This window comes from Pedobacter sp. AJM (genome assembly GCF_002197755.1).
Lineage (GTDB): Bacteria > Bacteroidota > Bacteroidia > Sphingobacteriales > Sphingobacteriaceae > Pedobacter.
In genome coordinates this window covers 455,340-481,169 of the sequence record NZ_NHOT01000001.1, presented here as the reverse complement: position 1 = coordinate 481,169, position 25,830 = coordinate 455,340, and the positions used below count along the sequence as shown (strand labels likewise).

Annotated in this window: 21 protein-coding genes and 2 tRNA genes; 10 read left to right on the top strand and 13 right to left on the bottom strand. The window is 37.5% G+C overall.

Annotated features, from left to right (window positions below; genetic code table 11):
• Positions 1-136: 136 nt before the first annotated feature.
• Positions 137-2,179, bottom strand: coding sequence for a S41 family peptidase (locus CBW18_RS01975; RefSeq protein WP_088299564.1), 2,043 nt, complete (start codon positions 2,177-2,179; stop codon positions 137-139).
• A 639-nt stretch (positions 2,180-2,818) separates the two neighbouring features.
• Here CBW18_RS01975 and CBW18_RS01970 point away from each other — a divergent pair.
• Positions 2,819-4,045: an alpha/beta hydrolase-fold protein gene (locus CBW18_RS01970; RefSeq protein ID WP_088299563.1), complete on the top strand. Its 1,227-nt coding sequence runs from the start codon at positions 2,819-2,821 to the stop codon at positions 4,043-4,045.
• 483 nt (positions 4,046-4,528) lie between these two features.
• On the top strand, positions 4,529-4,885 hold the full coding sequence (locus CBW18_RS01965) for a hypothetical protein (RefSeq protein WP_088299562.1): 357 nt from the start codon (positions 4,529-4,531) through the stop codon (positions 4,883-4,885).
• A 397-nt stretch (positions 4,886-5,282) separates the two neighbouring features.
• On the opposite strand, the gene CBW18_RS01960 is transcribed toward CBW18_RS01965, so the two are convergent.
• The 7 genes from CBW18_RS01960 to CBW18_RS01935 form a co-directional block, all read right to left on the bottom strand.
• Positions 5,283-6,026: a recombinase family protein gene (locus tag CBW18_RS01960; protein WP_253248935.1), complete on the bottom strand. Its 744-nt coding sequence runs from the start codon at positions 6,024-6,026 to the stop codon at positions 5,283-5,285.
• Between the two features lie 457 nt (positions 6,027-6,483).
• Positions 6,484-7,254, bottom strand: a complete 771-nt coding sequence (locus CBW18_RS21810; RefSeq protein ID WP_371566059.1) for a site-specific integrase — start codon at positions 7,252-7,254, stop codon at positions 6,484-6,486.
• 138 nt (positions 7,255-7,392) lie between these two features.
• Positions 7,393-7,599 carry an Arm DNA-binding domain-containing protein gene (locus tag CBW18_RS21805; RefSeq protein ID WP_371566057.1) on the bottom strand — a complete coding sequence of 69 codons (207 nt, stop codon included), beginning with the start codon at positions 7,597-7,599 and terminating at the stop codon, positions 7,393-7,395.
• Positions 7,600-7,856: 257 nt separating this feature from the next.
• Positions 7,857-7,930 (bottom strand) — tRNA-Asp (locus CBW18_RS01950).
• A 163-nt stretch (positions 7,931-8,093) separates the two neighbouring features.
• Positions 8,094-8,178, bottom strand: a tRNA-Ser gene (locus CBW18_RS01945).
• A gap of 392 nt (positions 8,179-8,570) precedes the next feature.
• The gene (gene pyk, locus CBW18_RS01940) at positions 8,571-10,001 is read right to left on the bottom strand and encodes a pyruvate kinase (RefSeq protein WP_088299560.1); all 1,431 of its coding nucleotides are present in this window, start codon (positions 9,999-10,001) and stop codon (positions 8,571-8,573) included.
• 150 nt (positions 10,002-10,151) lie between these two features.
• The gene (locus CBW18_RS01935) at positions 10,152-10,571 is read right to left on the bottom strand and encodes an IPExxxVDY family protein (protein WP_088299559.1); all 420 of its coding nucleotides are present in this window, start codon (positions 10,569-10,571) and stop codon (positions 10,152-10,154) included.
• Positions 10,572-10,728: 157 nt separating this feature from the next.
• On the opposite strand from CBW18_RS01935, the gene CBW18_RS01930 reads away from it, so the two are divergent.
• The 3 genes from CBW18_RS01930 (at position 10,729) to rnc (ending at position 13,063) form a co-directional block, all read left to right on the top strand.
• Positions 10,729-10,965, top strand: a complete 237-nt coding sequence (locus CBW18_RS01930) for an acyl carrier protein (RefSeq protein WP_008508386.1) — start codon at positions 10,729-10,731, stop codon at positions 10,963-10,965.
• A gap of 21 nt (positions 10,966-10,986) precedes the next feature.
• Positions 10,987-12,240 (top strand): beta-ketoacyl-ACP synthase II, encoded by a 1,254-nt coding sequence (gene fabF, locus CBW18_RS01925; RefSeq protein ID WP_088299558.1) that lies wholly within the window; start codon positions 10,987-10,989, stop codon positions 12,238-12,240.
• Between the two features lie 94 nt (positions 12,241-12,334).
• Positions 12,335-13,063: a ribonuclease III gene (gene rnc, locus CBW18_RS01920; protein WP_088299557.1), complete on the top strand. Its 729-nt coding sequence runs from the start codon at positions 12,335-12,337 to the stop codon at positions 13,061-13,063.
• Here the strand turns inward: rnc and CBW18_RS01915 are convergent, their stop codons facing one another.
• Complete coding sequence (locus CBW18_RS01915) at positions 13,064-13,786, bottom strand: hypothetical protein (protein ID WP_140418618.1); 723 nt, start codon at positions 13,784-13,786, stop codon at positions 13,064-13,066. It lies immediately after the preceding gene.
• Between the two features lie 373 nt (positions 13,787-14,159).
• Here CBW18_RS01915 and CBW18_RS01910 point away from each other — a divergent pair, with 373 nt between their 5' ends.
• The 4 genes from CBW18_RS01910 (at position 14,160) to nadD (ending at position 16,647) form a co-directional block, all read left to right on the top strand.
• Complete coding sequence (locus CBW18_RS01910) at positions 14,160-15,023, top strand: YicC/YloC family endoribonuclease (RefSeq protein WP_088299555.1); 864 nt, start codon at positions 14,160-14,162, stop codon at positions 15,021-15,023.
• A 58-nt stretch (positions 15,024-15,081) separates the two neighbouring features.
• On the top strand, positions 15,082-15,648 hold the full coding sequence (gmk, locus tag CBW18_RS01905) for a guanylate kinase (RefSeq protein ID WP_088299554.1): 567 nt from the start codon (positions 15,082-15,084) through the stop codon (positions 15,646-15,648).
• A 134-nt stretch (positions 15,649-15,782) separates the two neighbouring features.
• The gene (locus CBW18_RS21800; RefSeq protein ID WP_216359181.1) at positions 15,783-15,911 is read left to right on the top strand and encodes a four helix bundle protein; all 129 of its coding nucleotides are present in this window, start codon (positions 15,783-15,785) and stop codon (positions 15,909-15,911) included.
• A gap of 142 nt (positions 15,912-16,053) precedes the next feature.
• Positions 16,054-16,647 carry a nicotinate (nicotinamide) nucleotide adenylyltransferase gene (gene nadD, locus CBW18_RS01895; protein WP_088299553.1) on the top strand — a complete coding sequence of 198 codons (594 nt, stop codon included), beginning with the start codon at positions 16,054-16,056 and terminating at the stop codon, positions 16,645-16,647.
• 72 nt (positions 16,648-16,719) lie between these two features.
• Here nadD and CBW18_RS01890 read toward each other — a convergent pair whose 3' ends face one another.
• The 4 genes from CBW18_RS01890 to dapF form a co-directional block, all read right to left on the bottom strand.
• Positions 16,720-18,120: an efflux transporter outer membrane subunit gene (locus CBW18_RS01890; RefSeq protein ID WP_088299552.1), complete on the bottom strand. Its 1,401-nt coding sequence runs from the start codon at positions 18,118-18,120 to the stop codon at positions 16,720-16,722.
• A 14-nt stretch (positions 18,121-18,134) separates the two neighbouring features.
• Positions 18,135-21,317 (bottom strand): efflux RND transporter permease subunit, encoded by a 3,183-nt coding sequence (locus CBW18_RS01885; RefSeq protein WP_088299551.1) that lies wholly within the window; start codon positions 21,315-21,317, stop codon positions 18,135-18,137.
• Between the two features lie 52 nt (positions 21,318-21,369).
• Positions 21,370-22,665 (bottom strand): efflux RND transporter periplasmic adaptor subunit, encoded by a 1,296-nt coding sequence (locus CBW18_RS01880; RefSeq protein ID WP_253248934.1) that lies wholly within the window; start codon positions 22,663-22,665, stop codon positions 21,370-21,372.
• 317 nt (positions 22,666-22,982) lie between these two features.
• The gene (gene dapF / locus CBW18_RS01875) at positions 22,983-23,774 is read right to left on the bottom strand and encodes a diaminopimelate epimerase (RefSeq protein WP_088299550.1); all 792 of its coding nucleotides are present in this window, start codon (positions 23,772-23,774) and stop codon (positions 22,983-22,985) included.
• A 397-nt stretch (positions 23,775-24,171) separates the two neighbouring features.
• Between dapF and CBW18_RS01865 the strand changes: the two genes are divergently transcribed.
• Entirely contained in the window at positions 24,172-25,722 is a 1,551-nt protein-coding gene (locus tag CBW18_RS01865; protein ID WP_172406417.1) for a trypsin-like peptidase domain-containing protein, read from the top strand.
• Positions 25,723-25,830: the final 108 nt, after the last annotated feature.

Here is a 25,830-nt window from a genome sequence, read left to right as displayed (position 1 = left end):
ACAGATAATTTTTCTTTATCAGTTTCAGGTACCGGATATTTAGAAGGTTGATCAAACAGAAAAGTAGACTTTTCCGATTCGGTTCAAACAGCCCGTCAATAATCTTCATGAATCCTGAATAGAGAATAACAGCTAGTCATTTTATTTCAGAAATCCCGGATACAGCTCTCTCTAATAATTCATCCTTTCTGTCAATTATCCCTTTAATTGTTGGTTTTACAATAAAATCGATTTTCACTCCGGTACCCTGAGTTGGCGAATTATCCGGGTAAAATACACCTTTACTTGATATCCTGTTGTAAATGCCACCTGGAAGGACAATAGTGGTTACTTCACCATCTGCACCTGCCGTTTGACTTCCAATTACACTAACGTTTGGTGAACTCTGGAGTGCCATTGTTGTGAACTCTCCCTGGCTCTGCGTGTCTGAATTGACAATCACAACCACCTTCCCGTTATATGATTCGCCATTTTTTGAAGGTCCGCTATACGCTGAATCAGTGATGACGAATGTACCTGGATTTGAATAGTCTACCGCAGACCACTTTAAAAACATACTTTTGAATGATTTAATGTAGCTTGCAAAGGTGTAAGGCATAAAGTCAGACGGATATTCTCGCAGGTCTACAATTATCCCCTTGGTTTTTGCAAACATTTTTTCCATTAGTGCCAACTCCGAATTCAGATATCTACCTGCATTAACATAGCCAATCTGATCGTTGATTAAATAATATGCCCCTTTTTCCTTTTGTTCAGGCGATGTATAAGTCGATTTACCCTTAAGCGTTGGGATGTTTAGTTTGATTACCTTTCCGTCTCGTTTAACCACAAACTGCATTTCTTCGTCATTACTTCTCATCAAATAGTTCCATGGCAAATCTCTCAATTGTGTGTCGTAATTGGATGCTGGTGTAATGGGCAAATACTTCTTAACAAGCTTTTCAATTCTTTCTCCGTTGATCGAGACAATAATATCCCCTATTTTAACCTTATCTTGAATAGCTAAAGTGTCGGTACGGTATCCGCTTACGATCAGCTTGTTTTCGACAAACTCGGATCTAAAAGGAACTCGATATTTACCCTTGATTGATTCTAAGGTTGGATAATTATTGAAGATGTTTGCATGAGTGTCTTTAATTGTCGCTATAAGTTTTAATGTTGCAAGTGTATATTCTTCGGCGTTCCTGGCAGCTACAAATTGCGGAATGAAATCTTTCAGAACCTGGTTCCAGTGTTTTTCTGTAATGTTTCTGTATGGCGAATAATAATTTATGATAGACCAATATCGAAATAAAGATAGTAGCCTATACCCTGTGTCGGGAAGCAACATCTGATCGTAGCTTTTTTCGTTGACAAATAGAGGGTATCCCAGGCTTGGTTCTTTTTTCACCCAATAATTCTGTTTATCCGACTTGTTTTGCTGAATGTACCTAAGTTTGTTTGTTAAACTCGCTGATAGCGTTTTTCCTGTAAAAAGATCCCCAAAGTCCGGAGCCATTAACACTTCGGAAGCAGATGGCATTTTACAGTTATCACACGTTTTCACCTTAGGAAGGGAATCTATATAAGCTTCAAGGGCGTGACTTAATTCGCGAAGATTATTACAATTACGTGTATTGACTAAGATTTTGAATAATTCGCCATCCCAGTTCACCTCTCCGCTACCAGCATATGGGTGGTGGTACTTCAAAAATCCCCATACCTGTCCAACGATGGCGAGATTGGTAATGTTGTTGGCATTGATCTGGATATTGGTTATGCCTGAACCATTTAGATAGGAAGTATCTAATTGAGCTTTTTTTGGAGCAATGCGCCTTAAGTTATACATCGGCTTCCCATCCTTATAAAGTTGAAACTTATCAAACCAGACTTTGCCAACCCCAGCTAGAATTCCTCCATAAGCTATCTCCTTTATTTTTTTGGAGTACGGGAGTTTGATACGATATTCTGCCCAATCATGGCTGCCCACATGCTTTGTATCAACAAATGCTAGTTGTCCATCTTCTAATTCCAACTTCAACCATAATCCAGCATAGTCACCTCCAATTTCGTCCATTTTTATAAATCCTCTCAACTCGATCGAACCTTCCTCCTTGCTGGACTTTTCATCTGCCTTTACGTAAAAATAGTTACCGACTTCTTGTGGGGTATTAAATTCAATCGAATTCTGAATCGACAAGCTGTATTTCCCTCATATTTTGTAATCGAATCTAATTTGATACTGCTGTAATTTGGTGCCTGAAATGACGATCCGGAGGGAAGTGAGCTGGTTTGGTCTACAGACTCGGATCCGTTGTTGTGATCAGGGGACTTATTAAATCCGGAAAATAAAATAAGAAAAAAAAGTAAACAATATTTCGCCATCTTTTATTAATTCGGATTGAACCGATAGGATTATTGCCTAACCTAATAATTATATTCCTTAATACAAAGTATTGGTTCCTAAGAGTGTTCTGAAACCGGTTTAATGTAATTTAGTCTAATAGAATATTAGATTTATTTCAGACCGGGTGCTTAAATTAGCTACGTAGTTAGATGATTATTCGTTAATACTTGACACCTGTTGATGTTCGATTTTATAGATTCTTTTTCTCTTTGCCGTAAGCGGCGCATAAATTTACAGCTGAAAGAAAATATTCAGTAGGGGATGGATACTTTCGTTTTGTGAGAAGATAAATCACAAAAAAAATTACCTCCTATCAAAAATCCACCGTTTCCTGATAACAATAGATTCATTTGCTCATCGTGTTTTTAATTTAGTATGTTGCGTAACATTTCCAATCTAATACGGTCTTTTTGAAAGCCAATATAAACCCATATGAAAAATTATCTTTTTTTGTTATTTTTTCTAACAACAATAATTAGCTATTCACAAGAAAAAAATGATATTTCAATAGGCAAAATATACAAAACCTATTCAAAGATTCTCGGAGAAGAAAGGCCATATTTTGTATATCTTCCAGAAAGTGCATCCGAGAAAACCTTGGGCAAACAAAAATATCCAGTCATTTACTTGTTAGATGGGGAACAACATTTTCAGGGACTTGCAGCTATGATGGAAAACATGGTTTCACTAAGGGTTTTTCAGGAGTGTATTATTGTAGCTATACCAAACATTGATAGGATAAGAGATTTTACTCCAACACATATAACCTCAGGAATATTTTTAGACAGCGTCTCAGCCAAATCATCAGGTGGAGGAGAAAAATTTACGCTTTTTCTGCAGAACGAACTGATTCCTGAAATTGAATCGAAATATTCAACTGCACCATACCGTATGTTGATAGGACATTCTTTAGGTGGGCTTTTTGTTATTAACACACTATTGAAGCATACCGAATTATTTAATTCGTATATTTCAATAGATCCTGCCTTATGGTATGATAATTCTAAGCTGTCAAAAGAAGCAGAGCATATAGTATCTGATAAAAAGTTTGATAATAAAAACGTCTTTATCTCAGTTGCTAATGGTTTCAAAAAAAAGTTTGACACTGCGGAAGCTAGAAAAACCGCAACTCCTTTTAATGATGCTGCTCTTGCCATGGACAGATTGAAAAGCGCCCTACAACAAAATGGCAATAGAAAATTACTTTGGAAAATTAAATATTATGAAGAGGAGGGGCATAATATGGCACCTTTTATCAGCGAGTATGATGGGCTTCATTATATTTTTAGAGACTATAACTTCCTGTCTGTTGACAATTACGATTTATTTAGCACTTCTATAGAAGACAAAACAATCCTAGAAGCATTGAAATCCGGATACAAACAAATATCTAAATCAATGGGCTATGAAATACTACCCTCAGAAAGTATAGTCAATAATATGGGTTATGCTTTTTTAAGAGCTAATAAATTCGAATCTGCATATCATTTCTTTCGAATGAATGAAATAAACTACCCATATAGTTTCAACGTGTATGATGCTTTGGGTGATTATCATTCAGCTAAGGGAGAAAAAGAAGAGGCTAAAAAGTATTACATTAAAGCTTTATCAATTTTAGATTACCCTGAAACTGCCGCTAAGCTCAAAGCCTTAAAATAGGATATTAACGGGATTAATTCATATTTTCACTATTCCCTGGTTAGTTGATAATTTAATCGACTCTTAATATTGCTTTAAATGATTAAATTTCGTTTAATAACAGCCTAATTTATATGTTTCTGTTTTACCAATTATCAGAAACTCATTCCACTAATCAAATAGGTTTAGCACGTTTTTGATTATGAGTTTTTGATAAAAAAAATTATCAAGTAAAAATATTCGTTTTTTAAGAGATTCTATTGATTCGATATTTTTATTTTAGTAGCCGAATAAATCATTTCGACTACTGAAAATCAAGCTTGAAGCCTTTCCACTTTTTTAATAATCAGCTTATTATCTGGCATCAATTTTCTCCGTAGGAAATAACAAAAATCAATTATCCATAGACTTTCCGTTAAAAAATGAGATTCTACTTAATCATTCGGAAGTTACATTTATTTACATCGCTTATGAAATTATTAGTATTTTTGGTAAAAGCAGATAATGATCAGCGTCGACTATAGGCCATATTATTTAGATAGTTATCACAAAATTGATGAGCGGTATTTAATACTTAATATTTCTCCAATATATTGTGAAGTTCAATCCAATAACTTAATTCATCAGGTTCATATTCGAACCAAAAATGACCTTTCTGAATCTTCTCTCTTTGGAAGTTATGGACTTGCGAGATTTATCAGTGAGAATGTGCCAATCTTTATTTGTGAGGAAAATGAATCAATGGGGCGACTCAGCATTTTTGAAGGGGAGTTTGAATCAGAAAGTGAAGTATCATTTTTTATAGATTATATTTCAATAAATCATAAGAGCATCATTAAAAACAACATTTCATCAATGTAATCTGGTATTTACTAAGGAACACCTAGTAAAATCTCAAAATCAGTTCATAACATTAGTTTGGAAGCATATCGGCCTGAAAAGCCTCAAGTATTTTTAGCCAATCTTTCATCTTTGTTTATTTTAAAAGATCATTTAAATAATTAGATATGAGAAAAGAAATAATAAATAAATACAAAATAAATTTTGAAAATAGGATAGATAAATTTAATAAAATAGATAAATTTCCTATTATGGAAGAGGGATATTTATCTCTATTTTTATATGGATGGAATAGTAGGCACATTACTGAAAATCTTCTTCCTGATATTGAACAAGCTCTATTAGACTCTAACAGTGAATTTGAAAATGGGAATGAAGTAATTTCTATTCTCATTTATCAGAACAATGTGATTTTTTATCATTTTGACGATCCGCCTTTTTCGATTCCAACCGTTGACTTTAAAGAAATTGTAATTGGGTGGAGAGATTTTTTATTACAGCGTCCGTTGGATGGAACAAAACGATCGTTTCTATTTCTTCTGAAGTTTTTTATTTCCTCATTGGTGTGTGAATCTAGAATTTTAGCATAGCGGTAAAATGTTGCTCTGGTTAATTGAAGCCCTTTATAAATTTGTTCTGGTGTTTTATCTAGGTCTTTATAAACCGAGCGCATAACCAACAACTTAAAAATGGTATCTTTCGAAAAACCTTTTGGTCTACCACCCATTCTTCCTCTTGCCCTTGCAGATTCTAAACCAGCCTTAGTTCTTTCTCTGATTAGTTCTCTCTCGTAGTCAGCTAATGAAGCCATTATATTTAAAAAGAGCCTACCATTAATTGTTGACGTATCAACCCCATTGGTTAAACCCTTAATGATAATTCCTTCTTCACTCAAACTTAGGACTAAATCAATAATATGTTTTAAGCTTCTTCCCAAACGGTCCAATCTCCAAACAAGTAATTCATCCCCTTTACGAAGTTGAGCAATCATCTTATCGAGTTCAGGGCGAACCTTCGTTGCTCCGGAAATTGTTTCCCTAAAGATGATTTCACACCCCGCTTTTTCGAGTGCTTCAATTTGCAGATTTAAATTTTGTTCTTTGGTAGAAACCCTGGCGTATCCTATCCTCATTTTTGTATCAATAAAACGTTCTTCTCTCAATTTAATAAACTTTGTTTTGTAATACAAGTTTTTGGGAAACTCTTCCTGTTAGATATAATTCAGTTCCATGTGGATTTTGGAATCTCATAATACCACCCTATTTATAATTTATTAATCGGCGAAAGTGTACGTAATTTAAATTCCTGATAGCTTCAAAAACCAATTAGACAGTAATATTACAACATTAAATTAATATTTATACATTGCGAAAGCAAGGGGTGAGAGCCTTGCATCAATCATAGATTGAGAGCGTTAATTTAGATAAAAGGATGCAACACTCGCTGTTGCATCCTTTTTTTGCTTAAGGTTTTTAATGATAGATTTGAAGAAAAACATCGTATAATACAGTCCTTTCAATTAAAAAATTTCAGGTCACTATACTTTCCCAATGATTTTCTGCATATCAGAACTAATCTTATGATCCAGCACCTTTGCGTAAATCTGTGTTGTTTTTATGCTAGTGTGTCCCATCAATCTTAGATACGCTTTCTATAGGTACGCCATTGTTAAGTGTTATCGTAGTGGCGAAGGTATGCCTGGCAATATGAAAAGTCAACAACTTTCTGATATCGCAAAGGTCTGCTATCTCTTTTAAATAAGCATTCATTTTCTGATTGCTCATCATGGGAAGCAAAGTATCTTTAACAATACACTGGGGATGGCTTTCATAAGCTTTAATTATGGCCAGAGCTGCTGGCAACACAGGGATCCGTGAAAGTGTATCGGTTTTCTTTCTGCTTGTATATATCCATAAATTGCCATCAGTGCCTTTAACCAGTTCAGAGCGTTTCAGTTTACACACATCTACATAAGCAAGCCCTGTATAACAACTGAAAACAAACATATCCCTGACCGTACCAACCCTCTCCATAATGAACTTCTTTTCTTTGATACGGCTTAGCTCTTCTTTGGTAAGTACCTCACGGTGTACGGTATTTTGTTTTGGCTTGTAGTTGAGATATGGATCAACAGCCAGCCAGCCGTTACCTAAACATATGCGGACAATTTTACCTAGGTTTTTGATGTATTTGATTGCAGAGTTATTGCCACAGTTGCGGACACTCCTGAGGTAGTATTCAAAATCAACCAGGAAAGTAAAGTTGATTTTTACAACAGGAATATCTGAAACATTATAATTTAACTGCATAAAGTCTTTAACGTGCATTAGGCAGGTTTCATAGCGCTGAAGTGTACTTCTTTCATATTCCCTACCTATGAGGCTTTTCATTTTTAAGTTGTGATCTTCAAAAACCGCAACAAGAGTCCGTGGTTGCAGAGCTTTTCCGATAAAACGATTTTTAACCGTTTCTGCCGTAACGGTTTCGTTCCCTATCGTCATTAATTAGTGAAGCTCCTGAGCCTTTGACTACAACTTATCTAGATAAGCATTTAAAACCCTGGTATCTTCTTTGGTACCAGCGGCCCGCCCAGCCTGTACATTCCAGCGGTTGGGATCGCAAGATTTTCCTGTTGAGGTTTCTGCTCGTCGTCCATCAACTGTAAACCGTAAGTAAATGGTTATTGGGCCGTTTTTGTAAGTGGAGCGCTTTTTTAAATAAAAAAGCAGATTCATGTTTGTTCTCATGACAAATGAATAAAATGAAACAAAATTGTTAATTCTGTCACTTACAGTCAAGATGTTTAATGATTGAACTAGCTTATAAACAACTGTTTAAGCTATAATTGGTGAGTATTGATACCGTTTAATGTGCTCACCGACTTGCTCACCTTTTTCTTGCGAAAAAATGAATAATTTGGTGCTTCCAGAAAACGAAAAAACCTGTAAATATTTAATTTACAGGTTTTTAGTTGAATTTAAAACTATTTTCGCGGAATGGACGGGACTCGAACCCGCGACCTCCTGCGTGACAGGCAGGCATTCTAACCAGCTGAACTACCACTCCGTTTTGGCATTTATTTCCCTATCGGGGATGCAAACATAGAAACTATATCTCGTTTATCCGCATAACTAACCGTTTTTTTAGTTATATTTCTATAACTCCCTGATTGTTATTACAAATAGTTTTAAAAGAACAAATGGCCAGATTAAAACTGACCGTTTTTATGCGGAGAGGGCGGGATTCGAACCCGCGGTACCTTGCAGTACACACGCTTTCCAAGCGTGCTCGATCGACCACTCTGACACCTCTCCGTGTCTGTCGGACTGCAAAAGTAATTTTTTTATTCATATCTCCACAAAAATTAATGACAATAAATTCGATCTGATGAACTTATTCTTCTGTAAAGCGATATTTGTTTAATTGCTTGATTTTTTGGAAAGCTAAAGCCGTATAAATAGTATCGGACATATTATAAACTTATTCCTATATAGAGCATTATAAAAGCTTAACTGTTTTGACGGACTTTAGACGGACTTAAGTCGGGGTTTCGTCGGACTTATGACAATCATATCCGCCCAAAGTCCGGCTTAATTCCCTCTTATAGCAGTAGATAAGGATAAGCAATTTGCAGGATATGTAGAGGATGGGCATAAAAAAAGGTGCTTCATTTTAAATGAAGCACCCTGCAGTAAATTAGTTATACTTAATCTATAACGGTAATTTTTAACATATTCGTTTTACCTTTTGCATCGATCGGAATCGCAGCCGTATTGATAATGATATCACCCTGTTTAACCAGTTTCTTGCTTTTTAAGAATTCGTTAACCTCAATGATGGTGTTATCTGTACTTTCCCATTTATCATAGTAAAAACCTCTAACTCCCCAAAGTAAACTAACTGCGTTTAATAAAGATCTGTTACTGGTGAAAATGAAGGTTAAAGCTTCGGGTCTGTGACTTGAAATTTCAAATGCAGTATAACCGCTTAAAGTCATGGATACAATACCAACGGCATTGGTTTGCTTAGCTAAGAAACAAGCTGAGTCGCAAATTGCGTCACTTAAGAAAGATGGAGATTTTGGTTTTAAGAATTTATCCGGATTAAAAGGATAATTGTTTTGCTCAATGTTTTGAATAATTTTCTGCATCGTTTCGATGACGATCAATGGAAATTCTCCAACCGAAGTTTCACCACTTAACATTACCGCATCAGCACCATCCAAAACAGAGTTAGCCACATCATTTACTTCCGCACGGGTAGGGCGGGGAGTCGTAATCATGCTTTCCAACATTTGAGTTGCCACAATTACAGGTTTAGATGCTGCCCTACATTTAGCCACAATCATTTTCTGTAACAATGGCACTTCTTCCATCGGACATTCAACACCCAGGTCGCCACGGGCAACCATAATTCCATCGGTCACTGCAATAATCTCATCAATGTTTGCAATGGCTTCCGGTTTCTCTATTTTAGCAATTACACGCGCAGTTTTACCACGTTCAGCAATGATCTTTTTAAGCTCAATAATATCTTCCGCTTTACGCACAAAAGATAAACCAATCCATTCGACATCATTTTGAAGAACAAATTCAAGGTTTTCCCTGTCTTCTGGTGTTAAAGATGGAATAGAAACTTTTGTATTTGGAAGGTTTACGCCTTTTCTTGAAGTCAGAATCCCACCGTGAACAATTTCGCAAACCACTTCATCCTTCAAGTTGGTTGAAATCACTTTCATTTGGAGCTTTCCATCATCTAAAAGGATGATTTCGCCAGCCTGTACATCCTGAGGAAAGTTTTGGTAGGTAATGTAAATTCTTTCTTCATTACCAATACATTCATTAGTTGTAATAACAGTTGTTTTGCCATTAACCAGGTTAATGCCGCCTTCTTTTACTAAACCAATACGGATTTTTGGCCCCTGTAAATCGGCAAGGATTCCTACATTATAGTCATATTTTTTGTTCAGATCTTTGATGGTATCTAAAACAGCCTGGTGATCTGCCTGAGATCCGTGTGAAAAGTTTAAACGGCAAACATCTAAACCTGCGTTAAACATACTATATAATACGTCTGGTTTTGCCGATGCAGGGCCAAGCGTGGCAACAATTTTGGTTCTCGAATGAAAAGGTTTCATTTAATTAATTGATTTTAACAATGCAGTTAATTGTAGCGCTAATTATTATCAAAAATAATTAAACTGCATTAAGTTTTATATATTTTGTTCTTTGTTTCGTCGTTTATAACCCTCAAATATAGTGTATTTAATACACCAAGTATATAATTTTTATATTACCAAATTCTCCTTACTCTTTAATTTGGTTGGATCTATCTTTGCAGCGACCTGAATATCAGGTAGTTTATTGAGGCCGTTTATTAAATAATTCAAATCTTCCTGATCAATAAATTCTTTGATGATGATAAAAAAATCTACATTTCCCATTTCCGGAACCAGCAATCCGTCGCTGCTTCGGTTGCTGATCAGGTAATATTCTATCTCGCCCTGCTCTACAAAAAAGTAATATTTAGAGAAACACCAGGCAGGTTCATCAATGTTAAAAAATATTTCATGGTCTTCGATTTTTTCAAATTGGGTGTTTAACCGCGTATTAATTTTGTGGCACAATACATAGTCTTTAAGCGGTGCGGTAATCGCAATGAGTATGAAATCAAGGTCTAAGGTTAATTTCAGGTAAGTTCTGTTCAAGTCGAAATAAATTATTTACAGAACGAAATTAAAAAACTAATTCTATATTCGCTTGTTATTTCAGAGCCAAATTAGGGTAGAGAAATAAAAACATTTGAAAATTGTAAGAATTTATTTTTCTTTGCACAGAATTATTTAACCATTAAATTATAAAATTATGTCTGATATTGCTTCAAGAGTTAAGGCTATTATCGTAGAAAAACTAGGTGTTGACGAAAGCGAAGTTACGCCAGAGGCTTCATTCACCAACGATTTGGGTGCAGATTCTTTAGATACCGTAGAATTGATTATGGAATTTGAAAAAGAATTTAATGTAGCTATTCCTGATGATCAGGCTGAAACCATCGGTACAGTTGGTCAAGCAATTGCTTATTTGGAAAAAAACGTTAAATAGAATTACGCTTTTTCAGTATAAATGGAATTAAAAAGAGTAGTAGTAACAGGGTTGGGTGCGCTCACTCCTATAGGCAATAATATTCCCGAGTTTTGGGAAGGATTGACTAACGGGGTGAGTGGCGCTGCTCCTATTAAGGGTTTTGATACTGAGAAGTTCAAAACCAAATTCGCATGTGAGGTAAAAAACTTTAATCCGGAAGATTTTCTGGAAAAAAAGGAAGCCCGCAAGCTTGATCCGTTTGTACAATATGCGCTGGTAGCTACAGATGAGGCTGTGAAGGACGGAGGTTTTGATTTTGAAAAATTAGATACCAACCGAATCGGCGTAATCTGGGGTGCAGGCATTGGTGGATTGAAAACTTTCCTGGATGAAATTTCCAACTTCGCTAAAGGAGATGGAACACCGAGATATAATCCATTTTTTATCCCTAAAATGATTGTAGATATCGCTCCAGGGCATATCTCTATTAAATATGGTCTGCGTGGGCCAAATTTTGCAACCGTTTCTGCCTGTGCTTCTTCAACCAACGCCATGATTGATGCCTTCAACTATATCCGCCTGGGTATGGCCGATGTGATTATCAGTGGTGGTTCAGAAGCCATTATTAATGAGGCAGGAATGGGTGGCTTCAATGCCATGCATGCATTATCTACACGTAATGATGATCCGGCAACGGCATCCCGTCCTTTTGATAAGGATCGCGATGGTTTTGTTGCTGGTGAAGGTGCAGGAACCATTATCCTGGAAGAACTTGAACACGCTAAAGCCAGAGGTGCAAAAATTTATGCTGAACTGGTAGGCGGTGGAATGAGTGCTGATGCAAATCACATCACCGCACCACATCCTGAAGGTTTAGGTGCCAGAATGGTAATGACAAATGCGCTTAAAGATGCCGGTTTAACTACTGCAGATATTGATTATATTAATGTGCATGGCACTTCTACACCATTGGGTGATATTAGTGAAACCAAGGCCATTGGTACTTTATTCGGCGAAGATGCTTACCGGTTAAATATCAGCTCTACAAAATCAATGACAGGCCACCTTTTAGGCGCGGCTGGTGCTGTAGAGGCAATTGCTGCAATTCTGGCTGTGAAAAATGATATTGTTCCCCCAACAATCAATCACTTTACAGATGATCCTGCTTTTGATCCGAAATTAAATTTTACTTTCAACAAAGCGCAAAAACGTGAAGTGAGGGCCGCGTTAAGTAATACTTTTGGTTTTGGAGGACATAACGCTTCCGTAATTTTCAAGAAATACGAAGAATAATTAAAACAGCATTGTTATATAATTTTGTATGCTAAGTAAAAATAGATAACTTAGTTAAATATGCTCATTAGCCGTTAATTGTGTTATTTATTTAATGCCGATATTAAAATTATATAAACTTTATCTTTCTCCAGAAAAGGAGTTTGTTAAAAAGCTGCGAAATATTTTAGGCTTTGTACCGGGCAATGTAACGCTTTATAAAATGGCGTTCAGGCATCGTTCTGTTGCGAAAGTTTTAAAGAATGGGAGCAGAAGCAGTAATGAGCGTCTTGAATTTCTGGGGGATGCCGTACTGGGATCGGTGATTGCCGAATTGCTTTTTAAGCACTATCCTTATAAGGAAGAAGGTTTTCTGACTGAAATGCGTTCGAAAATTGTAAACAGGGCAAATCTTAACCAGCTGGCCAAGAAAATAGGCTTTGATAAGCTCATTCAGTTTGACCAAAGATCGGTAAGTATTCAAACCAAACATAACTCTATGCTTGGTGATGCCTTTGAAGCAATTGTAGGCGCCATTTATATGGATAAAGGCTATAACTTTACAAAGGAATTTTTGCTGCGTAGAATTGTTAAACCACATATCGATATCCATACCTTAGAACTTACCGAAACGAATTTCAAAAGTAAACTCATCGAATGGTGCCAGCGCCATGGTAAAGATGTCATGTTTGAACTGGTTCAGAATGGGGAAGGTGAAAGTGCAAAGCTATTCACCATTAGTGCCTTGGTTGAAGGTGAAAAATTTGGAACAGGTAGGGATTACAATAAGAAAAATGCTGAAAAATTAGCCGCAGAAAAAGCCTGCGAAGCCTTATCTATTTAGTTAAGGTTTTAAATCATTTGCTTTTACCGGGTTTTCTTTAAATTTCTTTGCAGATTCCTTAATGTATTTAATGTAATCGTACACGTTCCAGTGTTGTGCCTTTTCATAATCCGGGCGATAATTCAGCATAAAGGTTTCGAGGTCTTTTCCCCTTAAATCGGTATTGTTTTGAATGATGGTACCATTAAAATATTGGTCAATCTGCGTCTGCTTTAATTCATTATCTGCATAACGGTTAAACCTTCGTGCATTTTTTGGATCTTTACCAATTAAGTTATACAATCCATTTAAAGGATTAAAAACAGCTGATAAAACTGATGATTTACCACCGTTATAAACGCCTTTATTTCTAAAGTCACGCTTAAGGTCTTCCAAATCTTGTTTCTTGGTGCTTCCAACAATCGTCACTTCTTCAAGCATAGTGCTGTTTCTTACCAAATAGATGAGAATATCCTGAGTGCCCTTCACCACAATCTGCTGGTCAATAAGATTTCGTTTTGTAATTAACAATGTATCACCAATATTTGCCCTGATCTGAAAAAAACCAAGGTCATTGCTGCCAACGCCCAATTGGGTTCGCTGGTTGGTAATTTCGGCCAGTGCTACACGTAAATTAGTTCCCTTTTCAAAAACTACACCCTTAATGATCAGTTCTTGTGCTTTCAGTATATTCCCGGTAAAAAGGAACAATAATAGAAATAAGAATAATTTTAAAATTTTCATTAAGGTTAATTTATTATGTTTAATGTATCGGTATAAAACAATTGGTTTTGCAGTGGCATGATACATTATGGGTATGTTGTGTTATTTTTGGCTGCTGTAAAATATATTTCCGTTATTCTTCTGGTTTAACAGCTAATCAGTTATCTTGTTTGTTATAACCACTCAAGCAATGCATTTCATAAATTACAATGATCATTTTAAAAACAGATTGTAAAATTAGCATTTATTAACCTTTTTAGTTGTTAAATAAAGTTAAGATAAGGTCAGGATATGCTTTGAAACATCATATTTGATGTAATTTGTAAATGGTAAACCTAAAAGGCAGTCTGCAAACTGTAAACTAATTTTTCTATCTTTGCGCATGATAAAATCCATGACAGGATACGGCCTGGCAACTGCCGATTATGCGAATGCAAAGTATAGTGTCGAAATCAAATCGCTTAACAGTAAATTTCTTGAGCTCAATTTAAAATATCCAAAAGCTTTTTCTGATAAGGAATTGATTTTACGTAATGTTTGCAGTAAAGATATTGAGCGCGGAAAAGTTAGCCTCAGCATTAATGTAGAGCGCACAGGCGGAGAAGTAACCGGTGCTACCATCAATACCGCTTTGCTTAGTCATTACTATAATCAGCTGGTGGCTGTCAATCATGAACTCAATGCCGGGAGTAGCAATTTACTTCAGACGGCATTAACTTTTCCGGAAGTCATCAGCTATAAGGAAGAAAGCGTAAGTGAAGATGAATGGAATCATTTATATCAGATATTTACCACTGCCCTGGCTAATTTTAATAGATTCAGAATAGATGAAGGCGCTGTTTTAAAAGCAGATCTTGAACTCCGGATTAAAAATATCTTAGGGTACTTCAAATCTGTTGAAGAATTAGAACCTAAAAGGATTACGGCCATCCGTGATAAGTTTGCACAATTTCTGGATGATGCAGTTGGTAAGGTCAATATCGATCAGAACCGTTTTGAGCAGGAATTGATTTATTACATCGATAAAATTGATATTACAGAAGAAAAAACCAGGTTAAAAAGTCACTGTGATTATTTTCTTCAAACATTGGGCAGTAAAGAGGCCAACGGTAAAAAGCTGGGTTTTATCTCTCAGGAAATTGGAAGAGAAATTAATACCATGGGTGCTAAAGCCAATGATGCACAAATGCAACAATTTGTAGTGGGCATGAAAGAAGAATTAGAAAAGATAAAAGAACAATTACTGAACGTGTTGTAGCGTTAGGTGGAAAGCGCCAAGCGCTTAACGCCTAACGCCAATCGCAAAACTTTTAAAAATGCAAGGCAAATTAATCATATTTTCGGCACCGTCGGGAGCTGGCAAAACTACAATTGTACACCACCTCCTCAAAAAGTTTCCTGAGCTAAGCTTTTCCATTTCTGCCACCACCAGAGAACTCAGAGGCGATGAAACGCATGAAAATGACTATTACTTTATCACGAAAGAAGAGTTTTTACATAAAGTTGCCCACCAGGAATTTGTAGAGTTTGAAGAAGTTTACAACGGCACATTCTATGGTACCTTGCGTTCGGAAATTGAACGTATCTGGGAAAATAATCAGCATGTTATTTTTGATATCGATGTAGAAGGCGGCATTCGTTTAAAACGAAAATATGAAGAAGATGCTTTAGCTATTTTTGTTCAGCCACCATCTTTAGAGGTGTTAAAAGAGCGCTTAAGTGGTAGAGGAACAGATAGTCCGGAAAAACTTCAGGAACGCTTTATCAAAGCAGAAAAGGAATTGCTTTACGCAGATAAGTTTGATGTGATCCTAAAAAACTTTGATTTGGCAACAGCTTGTGCTGAGGCTGAAAGATTGGTGCAGGAGTTTCTGAATCACTAGCAGTTAGCAATCTGTAGCTTTCAGTTTTGGACGTAAATAGCTAATTGTATATTATTCTGATAAGATAATTTAAGCTATAAATATATGGGTGATTTCTATGACTTACTGGTTTATAAAAATCGTTTGAATTATCTATGTTTATATTTGAGTTGAGCAAATCTTTTCCCCGAGATGAAATCTACTCTCTTACCGATCAAATCAGGAGAGCTTCAATGTCAACAAATATTTGTTTAGTTGAAGCCCTGGAGAAAGCGAAGGTATAAAGCACATTTTATTCGTAAAATTCTGATCGTGATATGGAAAATAGGGAGACAAAAGGCTGGCTAAATTATTAAATCATATGATGAATCATCCTGAGAAATACGGATCCATCTAATATTTGCATATTAAACTGTTAACTGAAAAATGTCAACTGAAAACCGTCAACTGAAAACAGGTCTTTTCTTTGGCTCTTACAACCCCATCCATACCGGGCATTTAGTTATTGCCAACTATATGGCCAATCATACCGAACTTGATGAGGTGTGGTTAGTGGTTTCACCTCATAATCCGCTAAAAGAAAAAAGTGGCCTAGCCAACATGTACGATCGGCTAGAGATGGCCAATCTGGCTACCGAGAATTCGGAGAATATCCGCATAAGCGATATTGAGTTTACGCTCCCTAAACCATCCTATACTATTGATACATTGACTTATCTTCACGAAAGGTTTCCGTCAAAAGATTTTGTTTTGATCATGGGAGCAGATAACCTGGTCTCTTTCAAAAAATGGAAAAACTATGAGGTGCTTTTGAAGAATTATCAGATTTATGTTTATCCGCGACCCGGCGCTGATATCAGTGAATGGAAAGATCATCCGTCCATCATGTTTACAGATACGCCGCTAATGGAAATCTCTTCCACATTTATTCGTAAATCTATCAAAGAAAAGAAAAACGTACAGTTTTTTCTCCCGGATAAGGTGATCAGTTTCATCGATAGCAAAGGAATGTATCAGTAAAATAATTAACATAAATGCAAAAAGCATCCTGATTTTCAGGATGCTTTTTGCGTAACTAAATATTAAAATAGGTTATTTCCACCCGCCGCCTAAAGCACGGTACAAATTTACAACTGACTGTAGCTTTTGTAGTCTGTCATTAATTCCACTCAATTGAGCAGTTAATAAACTTTGCTCTGAAGTCAATACATCAGTATAATTCGTGGCTGAACTATAACGTAATAGTTCTTTTGTAAAATCTACGGCCTTAGTTAAGGAAGCAATTTGCTTGGCTCTTGTTGCTTCTTTTTCTTCTGCAGTTTGATAAGCATACAATGCATTTGAAACCTCTTGTCCGCCGGTTAAAAGGGCTTGTTGAAAGGTGTAAAATGCAATTTGCTGATTTGCCTGTGCAGTAGTTAAACGGGCTTTATTTGCCCCTTTGGCAAAAATGGGTTGTGTTAAACCACCAACCAGGTTGTAGAAAATGGAATTATCAAAGAAGTTACTCAACTGTAAACTGGTTAAGCCACCTGCCGCAGTTAAGGTTAAGGCAGGGTAGAAGTATGTTTTGGCAACATTGGTATTCTCAAATGCGGCTCTGAAACCAAATTCAGCGGCAATAACATCGGGCCGGTTTTGCAACAACTGAGCGGAAACTCCGGTTTGTAAATTTGAAAATGCAACTTGTTGGTCTAATGTTGTACGGTTTACTGTTCCGGGTGCCTGTGCCAGCGCAATGTTTAATGCATTTTCTGCTTCTTTAATACTGCGTTTCAAATCTGGTAAGGTTACCTGGGCGGCATATAGATTGGCCTCACTTTGTACCACAGCCGCACCATTTACAACTGCACCTTCTTTCAGTGCTTTCATGGTTTCTACATCCTGTGCCCTGATTTTGATGGTTTGTTCAGTAATGGCCAATTGTTTGTCTAAAGCCAGTAAAGTGTAATAACTGTTCGCAATGGTAGCAATTAGCTGGGTTTGAACAGCTCTTTTTGCAGCATCACTTTGTAGTAAAGTAGCGAATGCAGATCGCTTGGCACTACTTAGTTTCCCCCAAATATCTGCTTCCCAGGCTGTACTTAACTGTGCCCTGTAGGTTTGTGTTTCTAAATTGATGTTAATCCCGGCTGGAAAATTCAATGCCGCAGCGGCTTGTTTAGCATCAGTAACCGAAACATCTGCCTGTAAGCTTGGCAGAAATGCGGCACGGCTTTGTCTTAATGTTGCCTCTGAAATTCTAATGCGCTCAATAGCTTGTTTTAAATCTAAATTTTGATTTATTCCTTGCTGAATCAAAGATTGCAAAGTGGTATCTGAGAACAGTGTCTTCCACGGCAAATCTGCCATCGTGGTGGTATCAGTTGTATTCTGATCCCGGTATAATCCTTCACTTTTAACCTGAGGCCGCTCATATTTTTTAGTCACACAAGCGCTTAAGGTCAAGATGGTGAAGCCGATTAAAATGGAATACTTATATCTAAGTTTCATATTTTTCTTAAAAATTAATGTTTGTTTTGACTGGTCGCCAATTCGTATTCTTCTGGTGTTTGCTCCTTTTCAATTCCTTCTTCAAAGGGAGATTTATCGCTGATTCGTTCCTGTAAACTTTGGAAAACAATAAATAATGCCGGGATGACAAATACACCGAATAATGTTCCGATCAGCATACCGCCTACCGCGCCGGTACCGATTGATTTGTTACCGGATGCACCAACACCTGAAGAAAGCATCAATGGTAATAAACCCAGGATAAATGCAAAAGAGGTCATCAAAATCGGGCGTAAACGGGCTGTAGCACCATCTATGGCCGCATTAACAATACTCATGCCTTTTTTCCGTCTATCCACTGCATACTCCACAATCAGAATGGCGTTCTTGGCTAATAAACCAACCAGCATGATGAGGGTGATTTGTGTATAGATGTTATTATCTACACCGAAAATCTTATCAAAAATAAATACACCAGCTAAACCGATAGGAAGAGAAATTAGTACCGCTAAAGGTAAAATATAACTTTCATATTGGGCCGCCAACAGGAAGTAAACGAAGATAATACAAAGTAAGAAGATAAATACCGTCTGGCTTCCACCGCTAATTTCCTCGCGTGACAGACCTGAAAATTCATATCCATAGCCAGCAGGTAATGTTTGCGCTGCAACTTCCTGTACTGCTTTTAAGGCATCTCCGGAACTAAAACCAGCATTTGGATTACCCGTAACTGAAATCGAAGTGAATAAGTTGAAACGTGAAATGGCTTGTGGGCCATATACCTTAGTTAGCGTAATAAATTCAGATACCGGCGCCATTTGTCCGCTTCCATTACGGACGAAGATTCGGGTCAAGGTTTGCTCATTGGAACGATACTGCGCATCTGCCTGATACATTACCCTGAATTGTTTACCAAACTTATTAAAGTTAGAGGCATAAACCCCACCATAATAACCTTGCATCACACCCAGAACATCGGCAACGGTTAAGCCGGCTTGTTTCACTTTTGCCACATTTACATCAATTTGATATTGAGGAAAATTAGGGTTAAATGACGTTGAAGCATATTGAACTTCTGGTCTTTTACTTAAAGCTGCCAAGAATCCATTACCAATATCATTGAATTTTTTGATGTCTCCACCGGTTTTATCCTGCAGCTGGAATTCAAAACCACCACTTGTTCCGAAACCTTGAATGGTTGGCGGGGCAAAGAAGATAATTTTTGCACCTTTAATATTCGCGGTTTTGGCAAATAGCTCGCCAATAATCACTTTTACATCGCGGCCTTTACGTTCATCCCATGGAGATAATCTGGAAATTACCATACCATAAGAACTGCCAGAACCACTGATCATACTCCGGCCAACAACCCTTAATGTATTTTTGATTTCAGGAATTCCATGTGCAATGCTGTCAATTTTTGCAATTACAACATTGGTTTCCTCCTGCGATGTACCTGCAGGTAGAGAGATATCAGACATGATCGTTCCCAAATCTTCATTCGGTACGAAACCTTTTGGTGTGGTATTCATGGTCCAAACCAAAATTCCTGTAAATAATAAAATACCTAAACCTACAATCCATTTTTTATGGGAAAGGAAGCTAACAGATTTTTTATACTTATTGGTTACGGCATCAAATGAAGTGTTAAATGCAGCATAAAAACGCTCTAAAAAGTTTTTCTTTTTTCCGTGGTCATCCGCATGGGGTTTTAAAAATAACGCACATAACGCCGGACTTAAGGTTAATGCATTGATTGCAGATAAGATAATTGAGATCGCAAGTGTTAAACCGAACTGTTTATAAAATACACCTGAAGATCCCTGGATAAAACTCACCGGGATAAATACCGCGGCCATAACTAAAGTGATCGAAATAATCGCACCACTGATGTCGTCCATCGCATCTATGGTTGCTTTTTTGGCATCGGTATAACCCTCATCCAGTTTAGCATGCACCGCTTCCACTACCACAATCGCATCATCCACCACAATACCAATGGCGAGTACGAGGGCAAATAAGGTTAATAAGTTAATCGTAAAACCGAATAGACTTAAGAAAAAGAAGGTACCAATAATTGCTACCGGAACACTGATTGCCGGTATTAAGGTTGAACGGAAATCCTGTAAGAAAATAAATACAACCAGGAATACGAGGATAAATGCTTCGATTAAAGTATGAATAACCTTTTCGATTGATGCATCTAAGAAGTCATTAACGTTTACCAGTGTTGAATAATGAACGCCTTTTGGAAAAGATTTTTGGGCTTCATCCAGCGTTTTAATAGAGTTTTCGATTACTTCTTTTGCATTTGAACCTGCCGTTTGATTAATGGCGATACCCAATGCCGGCTTACCATTAAAATTCACCGCACTGGCATAGCTTTGTGCACCTAACTCAATTCGGGCAATATCTTTTAACCGAAGGATTTGTCCGTTAGCTGCTGTTTTGATAATGATGTTACCAAACTGCGCTTCATCTTTTAACCTGCCGGTATATTTTAAGGTATATTGAAATGCCTGATCGCCCTGCTCTCCAAACTGGCCTGGAGCAGCCTCCACGTTCTGATCTGCAAGGGCCGTATTCACGTCACTTGGCACTAAACCATAAGTAGCCATCACATCAGGCTTTAACCAAAGGCGCATGGTATAATCAAGCGTTCCGAAGGCACTTGCATCACCTACACCATTAATACGCTTAATTTGCGGGATGATATTGATGTTGGCATAATTTTGCAAGAATTTTTGATCATAAGATGGGTCATCACTATAAAGACCAAAGATCAATACGTTACTGGCCTGTCTTTTGGCCGTAATTACACCAGATTTTGTAACCTCTGCAGGTAGTAAACTGGTGGCGCGCGCCACCCTGTTTTGAACGTTTACTGCAGCCAGATCGGGGTTGGTTCCCAGTTTAAAGTTGATGGTAATGGCTGCTGTTCCATCATTACTTGCGGTCGAAGTCATGTAAGTCATGTCTTCCACTCCATTGATTTGTTCTTCCAGCGGCACAACCACGCTGTTCATCACCACGTCGGCATTTGCGCCCTGATATGACGTGGAAACCTGCACCGTTGGTGGCGCAATTTCGGGATATTGTGAAACCGGTAGGGTAGCTAAACCTAAAACACCGAGAATAACGATGATAATGGATATAACCGTTGATAAAACCGGCCTTTCTATGAATTTCTTAAACATAATTAATATTGATTACACTGATGATCGTGTGATTGCACTGATGATATTACTATTACTTAATCTCCGCGTAAACTGAATCGGCACTTGTTTCCTGTGGTTTAATTTTAACGCCGTCTTTTAACGATTGGAAACCTTCCAGTACGATTTTATCTCCGGCCTTTAGTCCTTTGGTTACCACATAAAATTTATCTTTCGCTAAATCCATGATCTGAATTTCGGTGCTGACAATTTTAGCTGAATCGCCTAAAACATACACGAATTTTTTACCCTGCAAATCAATAGTTGATTTCTGAGGAACTAAAATGGCATTTTCTACTTTCTGAGGAATCCTTACCGATGCACTTCCACCGGATTTTAATAAGGCGATCGGGTTGGGGAAAGTTGCTCTTAAGCTGGCCGAACCTGTATTGGTATTAATCTGACTATTAATGGATTCAATTTTACCATTTTGAGCGTAAACTGTTCCATCAGCCAATACCAGGCTTACTGCCGGGATATTCGCCATTTGTTGGGCCAGGGTATTTCCCTTATAAGTTTTAGAGAAATCTAATAGCTGTTTCTCATTTAAAGAAAAGTAGGCATAAACTTTGGATGTGTTGGCAATGGTTGTCAAGGGTTCTGTGCTGGAGCTGCTTACTAAGCTTCCATTTCTAAATGGAATGCTACCTACGATCCCATTAACAGGACTGGTAATGGATGTATAGCCTAAGTTTACCTGTGCGTTTGCTAAGGTAGCTCTTGCCTGTGCTAAAGCTGCTTTTCTGCTTTGAAGTGTCAGTTGAGCAGCATCTAGGTCATATTTACTGATGATATCTTTTTCGACCAGCGGTTTAGTTTTGTTCACCTGCAATTGAGCGGCATGTACATCCGCTTCTGCACTGCTGATGGCAGCTCTCGCTGTTCTAACTTCCTGTTCATATTGTGGTGCCATGATCGTAAAAAGCAACTGGCCCTTTTTAACCACAGCGCCTTCATCAACCAATATTTTATCAATAAAACCATCAACCTTAGGGCGGATATCAATATTCTGAATGCCTTCGATTGTTGCGGGGTAATCAGAGTTTAATTCTGTAGTTTGCGATTTAACGGCAAAAACAGGATAGGCCTGAGGGCCGGCCGCTGCAGCCGCAGCTGCTTTTTTGGCATCATCATTATTTCCGCAGGATGCCAAAAGCATTCCCATGCTCAAACTGAAGAAGAGAGTTGTTCCTTTTCTCATGGAGTATTCGTGTGTGTGTTTAATATTAAATTTCCGGGTTGAAGCTTTGTCAAAATATAGATTTTGAATTTGCAACTGATGCCCAAAAATAGCGCCTAAAAAAGAATAAATCTGTCCAATTTCTGTCATTTAATCAATCGATTGATTTATTTTTGAGCCTAAATCTGTTTCTGATTGGTCTAAATCGCTGTCAGAAGCCTGTTTAAGTCATTATTTGAACTTAAATAAATGCTGTGTAATTATGTTGAGACAGATGTTAAATAGTGTATATTTTATGATTTCCCAGCGAATCATGTAGCTGAATTGGCCACCAATATACACTACAATAGTGTATATTGTACACACTTATTTATTCATGTAATAATTTGATTATTTATGGTCAATCCGGTAAAAGAATAAGGTACTGATCTGACCACCTCAGCATCATCAGTTTAAAAGTGATTAATTTATATTGATTGATCTGTTTCTCCTTCAAAAACCAATTTTGCCGGACCACATAAAAATACGTTCGTAAATTTTTGTCCATCATAATCGAAGTCGATTTTAATATCTCCACCTAAAACTTTAATGTTGGTTTCAATATGTCCGCGCTGATTTTTATGTTTGGCCATAGCCATGGCTACGGCAGTTACACCAGTGCCACAGGCATACGTTTCATCTTCTACGCCACGCTCATAAGTACGAACAAACAAGTAATTGCCAAAATCTTCTACAAAATTTATATTGATGCCCTTCTCGCTATAAATTTCATTGTAGCGAATATTTCTACCTTCATTAAATACATCGAAATTTTTTAGATTTTCCTGTATTTTCACAAAATGTGGGGATCCGGTATTCAAAACATAGGCATCACCATCACGCATGATCATCTCTACATCAATCATTTGAAGATCAATCCACGCGCCGCTTTCTGAAATTCTGGCATAATGCGGACCATCCACTGCCAAAAAGTTAGTTTCCTTATTGATGATCCCCAGGTGTTTAGCAAAAGCTACGATACATCTTCCGCCATTGCCACACATACTTCCCAATTGGCCATCCGCATTGAAGTAGTGCATTTCAAAATCATAATCATCGTGCTTTGTTATAAACATTAACCCATCTGCCCCAATACCAAATCTGCGGTGGCAAAGCTGTTTAATCAGGTCGTTATCAATATTTTTTAAAGGACTGTCCGTATGGTTAATTAAAATAAAATCGTTTCCGGCACCCTGATATTTAAAGAAATTAATTTTCATTGGATCTTCATTTTTTAATGCAATATTTGAGTTGCAGATGCTAAAAGTAATCTGGTGTAAATCATTTTAACATTTTTTAACACCGATGTCAATGCTTTAGTGATGCAAATATCGTTGATATGGTATTAAATTTGAATAAACTTACAAAAGAAAATTTAGGCAGATAAATAACTGCTGGAGCGTTCTGCTTAAACAAAGAAAATACAGCGCTCTTGTCAAACATTAAAGCACAAGTGGTTATAGGTAAACCAAACAATTTGCCGGCAATGGAACTTATAATCAGTTGTGAGGAGTAAGAAACAATATACACACTCATGAAACCATTAAAAGCTTTTGGATAGGATTCAGAAGGCAGCTTTTGATAGCTTCATGGCCATTAAAAACAATATATAAACACATGAAAAAAATATTAGGCATTACCGTGTTAGCTGCTTTTATAGGTGGGGCAGCAGCAATTGGAGGTTATAAGCTATTTGAGCGTAACCAAACCGGAAATACGATTTCAGAAAAACAGAATCTATATTTTGCAAACAATCCGCTTAAGGTCACTTCGGCCGGTGCTACTGATTTTACGCAGGCTGCCGCAGCGGTTGCTCCGGGTGTGGTTCACATTAAGACCACCTATTCAGCCTCCGGCAAAAGTGAGGGAAGTTCTTCGCCGTTTGATATGATGGAAGATTTCTTTGGCGGTGGTGGCCGTCAGATGCAGCGTCAACCCAGAGCCGCTTCAGGATCAGGTGTAATTATCAGTCAGGACGGTTACATCGTTACGAACAATCACGTGGTTGAAAATGCAGAGAAAGTGGAGGTGGTTTTAACCGATCGGCGTAAAGTTGAGGCAAAGGTGATTGGTCGCGATCCGAATACAGATTTAGCATTAATCAAGGTAAACGCTACTGGTTTGCCTGTTGTTAAAATGGGTAATTCTGATAATGTTCAGGTGGGTGAGTGGGTTTTGGCCGTTGGTTTCCCACTGGATTTACAGACGACAGTAACAGCCGGTATTGTAAGTGCAAAAAACCGTAGTATTGGTATCATAGGAAGAGAACAACAGGGAAACGAGATTACTGAAGAAGAATACAGGGAATATCAGCGTACAGGTAAAAGGCCAGAACGTCCGGCAAACACCAGTATTGAGTCCTTTATTCAAACTGATGCAGCCATTAATCCGGGTAACAGTGGCGGGGCATTGGTGAATACTAATGGTGAACTGGTAGGTATCAATTCTGCAATTGCCTCTCAAAGTGGTTACAACCAGGGTTATGGTTTTGCTATTCCGGTTAACCTGGCACGTAAAATTGTAGATGATTTTATGAAGTATGGTTCGGTTAAACGTGGTTATATAGGTGTAAACTTCGTTCCGCTTAGCGGTGATGATAAACCAGAAGGTATCAAAACGAGCGAAGTTAGCGGCCTATATGTAAACGATGTGGTAGCAAAAGGTGCTGCAGAGGCTGCTGGTTTAAAACCTGGTGATGTAATTAAAAAGGTTGATGGTATTGTAATCAATGATTCTCCTGATTTACAGGAAAGGGTTGGTCGTCTGAATCCGGGTGATAAAGTTAAATTAACGGTATTGAGAGATGGTTCACTAAAAGACTATACGGTAACCTTAAAAGGGGAGTCGAGTATAAACCCTAATGCCAATACTGCTGCAACAAAATCTGTAGAGGTATCAAAACTGGGCGCAACGTTTGCACCTGCAACTCCGGCTCAGAAATCTAAACTGGGCATTAATAGCGGGGTAGTTGTTACTTCGGTTACTACGGGAAAAGCATTTGATAACATTGGTGTAGAGAAAGGCTTAATCATTACTAAAGTAAACGGACAAGCTGTAAACAGCGTGACCGATGTTCAGAAAGCCTTGCCTCAAACCAGAAATGGAATGGTTTACATGTCTGGTGTAACCGGTCAGGGTACATTTAACTTTAGCTTTCCGGCACAGTAGTTAGAAACTTAATTAGCATAAAAAAAAGATCCTGATTCGCGTCAGGATCTTTTTTTTGCTTTTTAATTTTTAATCTCGTTGGACAGCTTCATGAGTCATATTGGATAT

Coding starts and splice junctions, on each gene's coding strand:
- CBW18_RS01970 (WP_088299563.1), top strand. CDS start 2,819: ATGAAAAATTATCTTTTTTTGTTATTTTTTCTAACAACAATAATTAGC.
- CBW18_RS01965 (WP_088299562.1), top strand. CDS start 4,529: ATGATCAGCGTCGACTATAGGCCATATTATTTAGATAGTTATCACAAA.
- CBW18_RS21810 (WP_371566059.1), bottom strand. CDS start 7,254: ATGAAAAGCCTCATAGGTAGGGAATATGAAAGAAGTACACTTCAGCGC.
- CBW18_RS21805 (WP_371566057.1), bottom strand. CDS start 7,599: ATGAATCTGCTTTTTTATTTAAAAAAGCGCTCCACTTACAAAAACGGC.
- pyk (WP_088299560.1), bottom strand. CDS start 10,001: ATGAAACCTTTTCATTCGAGAACCAAAATTGTTGCCACGCTTGGCCCT.
- CBW18_RS01930 (WP_008508386.1), top strand. CDS start 10,729: ATGTCTGATATTGCTTCAAGAGTTAAGGCTATTATCGTAGAAAAACTA.
- fabF (WP_088299558.1), top strand. CDS start 10,987: ATGGAATTAAAAAGAGTAGTAGTAACAGGGTTGGGTGCGCTCACTCCT.
- rnc (WP_088299557.1), top strand. CDS start 12,335: ATGCCGATATTAAAATTATATAAACTTTATCTTTCTCCAGAAAAGGAG.
- CBW18_RS01915 (WP_140418618.1), bottom strand. CDS start 13,786: ATGAAAATTTTAAAATTATTCTTATTTCTATTATTGTTCCTTTTTACC.
- CBW18_RS01910 (WP_088299555.1), top strand. CDS start 14,160: ATGACAGGATACGGCCTGGCAACTGCCGATTATGCGAATGCAAAGTAT.
- gmk (WP_088299554.1), top strand. CDS start 15,082: ATGCAAGGCAAATTAATCATATTTTCGGCACCGTCGGGAGCTGGCAAA.
- CBW18_RS21800 (WP_216359181.1), top strand. CDS start 15,783: ATGTTTATATTTGAGTTGAGCAAATCTTTTCCCCGAGATGAAATCTAC.
- nadD (WP_088299553.1), top strand. CDS start 16,054: ATGTCAACTGAAAACCGTCAACTGAAAACAGGTCTTTTCTTTGGCTCT.
- CBW18_RS01890 (WP_088299552.1), bottom strand. CDS start 18,120: ATGAAACTTAGATATAAGTATTCCATTTTAATCGGCTTCACCATCTTG.
- CBW18_RS01885 (WP_088299551.1), bottom strand. CDS start 21,317: ATGTTTAAGAAATTCATAGAAAGGCCGGTTTTATCAACGGTTATATCC.
- CBW18_RS01880 (WP_253248934.1), bottom strand. CDS start 22,665: ATGACAGAAATTGGACAGATTTATTCTTTTTTAGGCGCTATTTTTGGG.
- dapF (WP_088299550.1), bottom strand. CDS start 23,774: ATGAAAATTAATTTCTTTAAATATCAGGGTGCCGGAAACGATTTTATT.
- CBW18_RS01865 (WP_172406417.1), top strand. CDS start 24,172: ATGAAAAAAATATTAGGCATTACCGTGTTAGCTGCTTTTATAGGTGGG.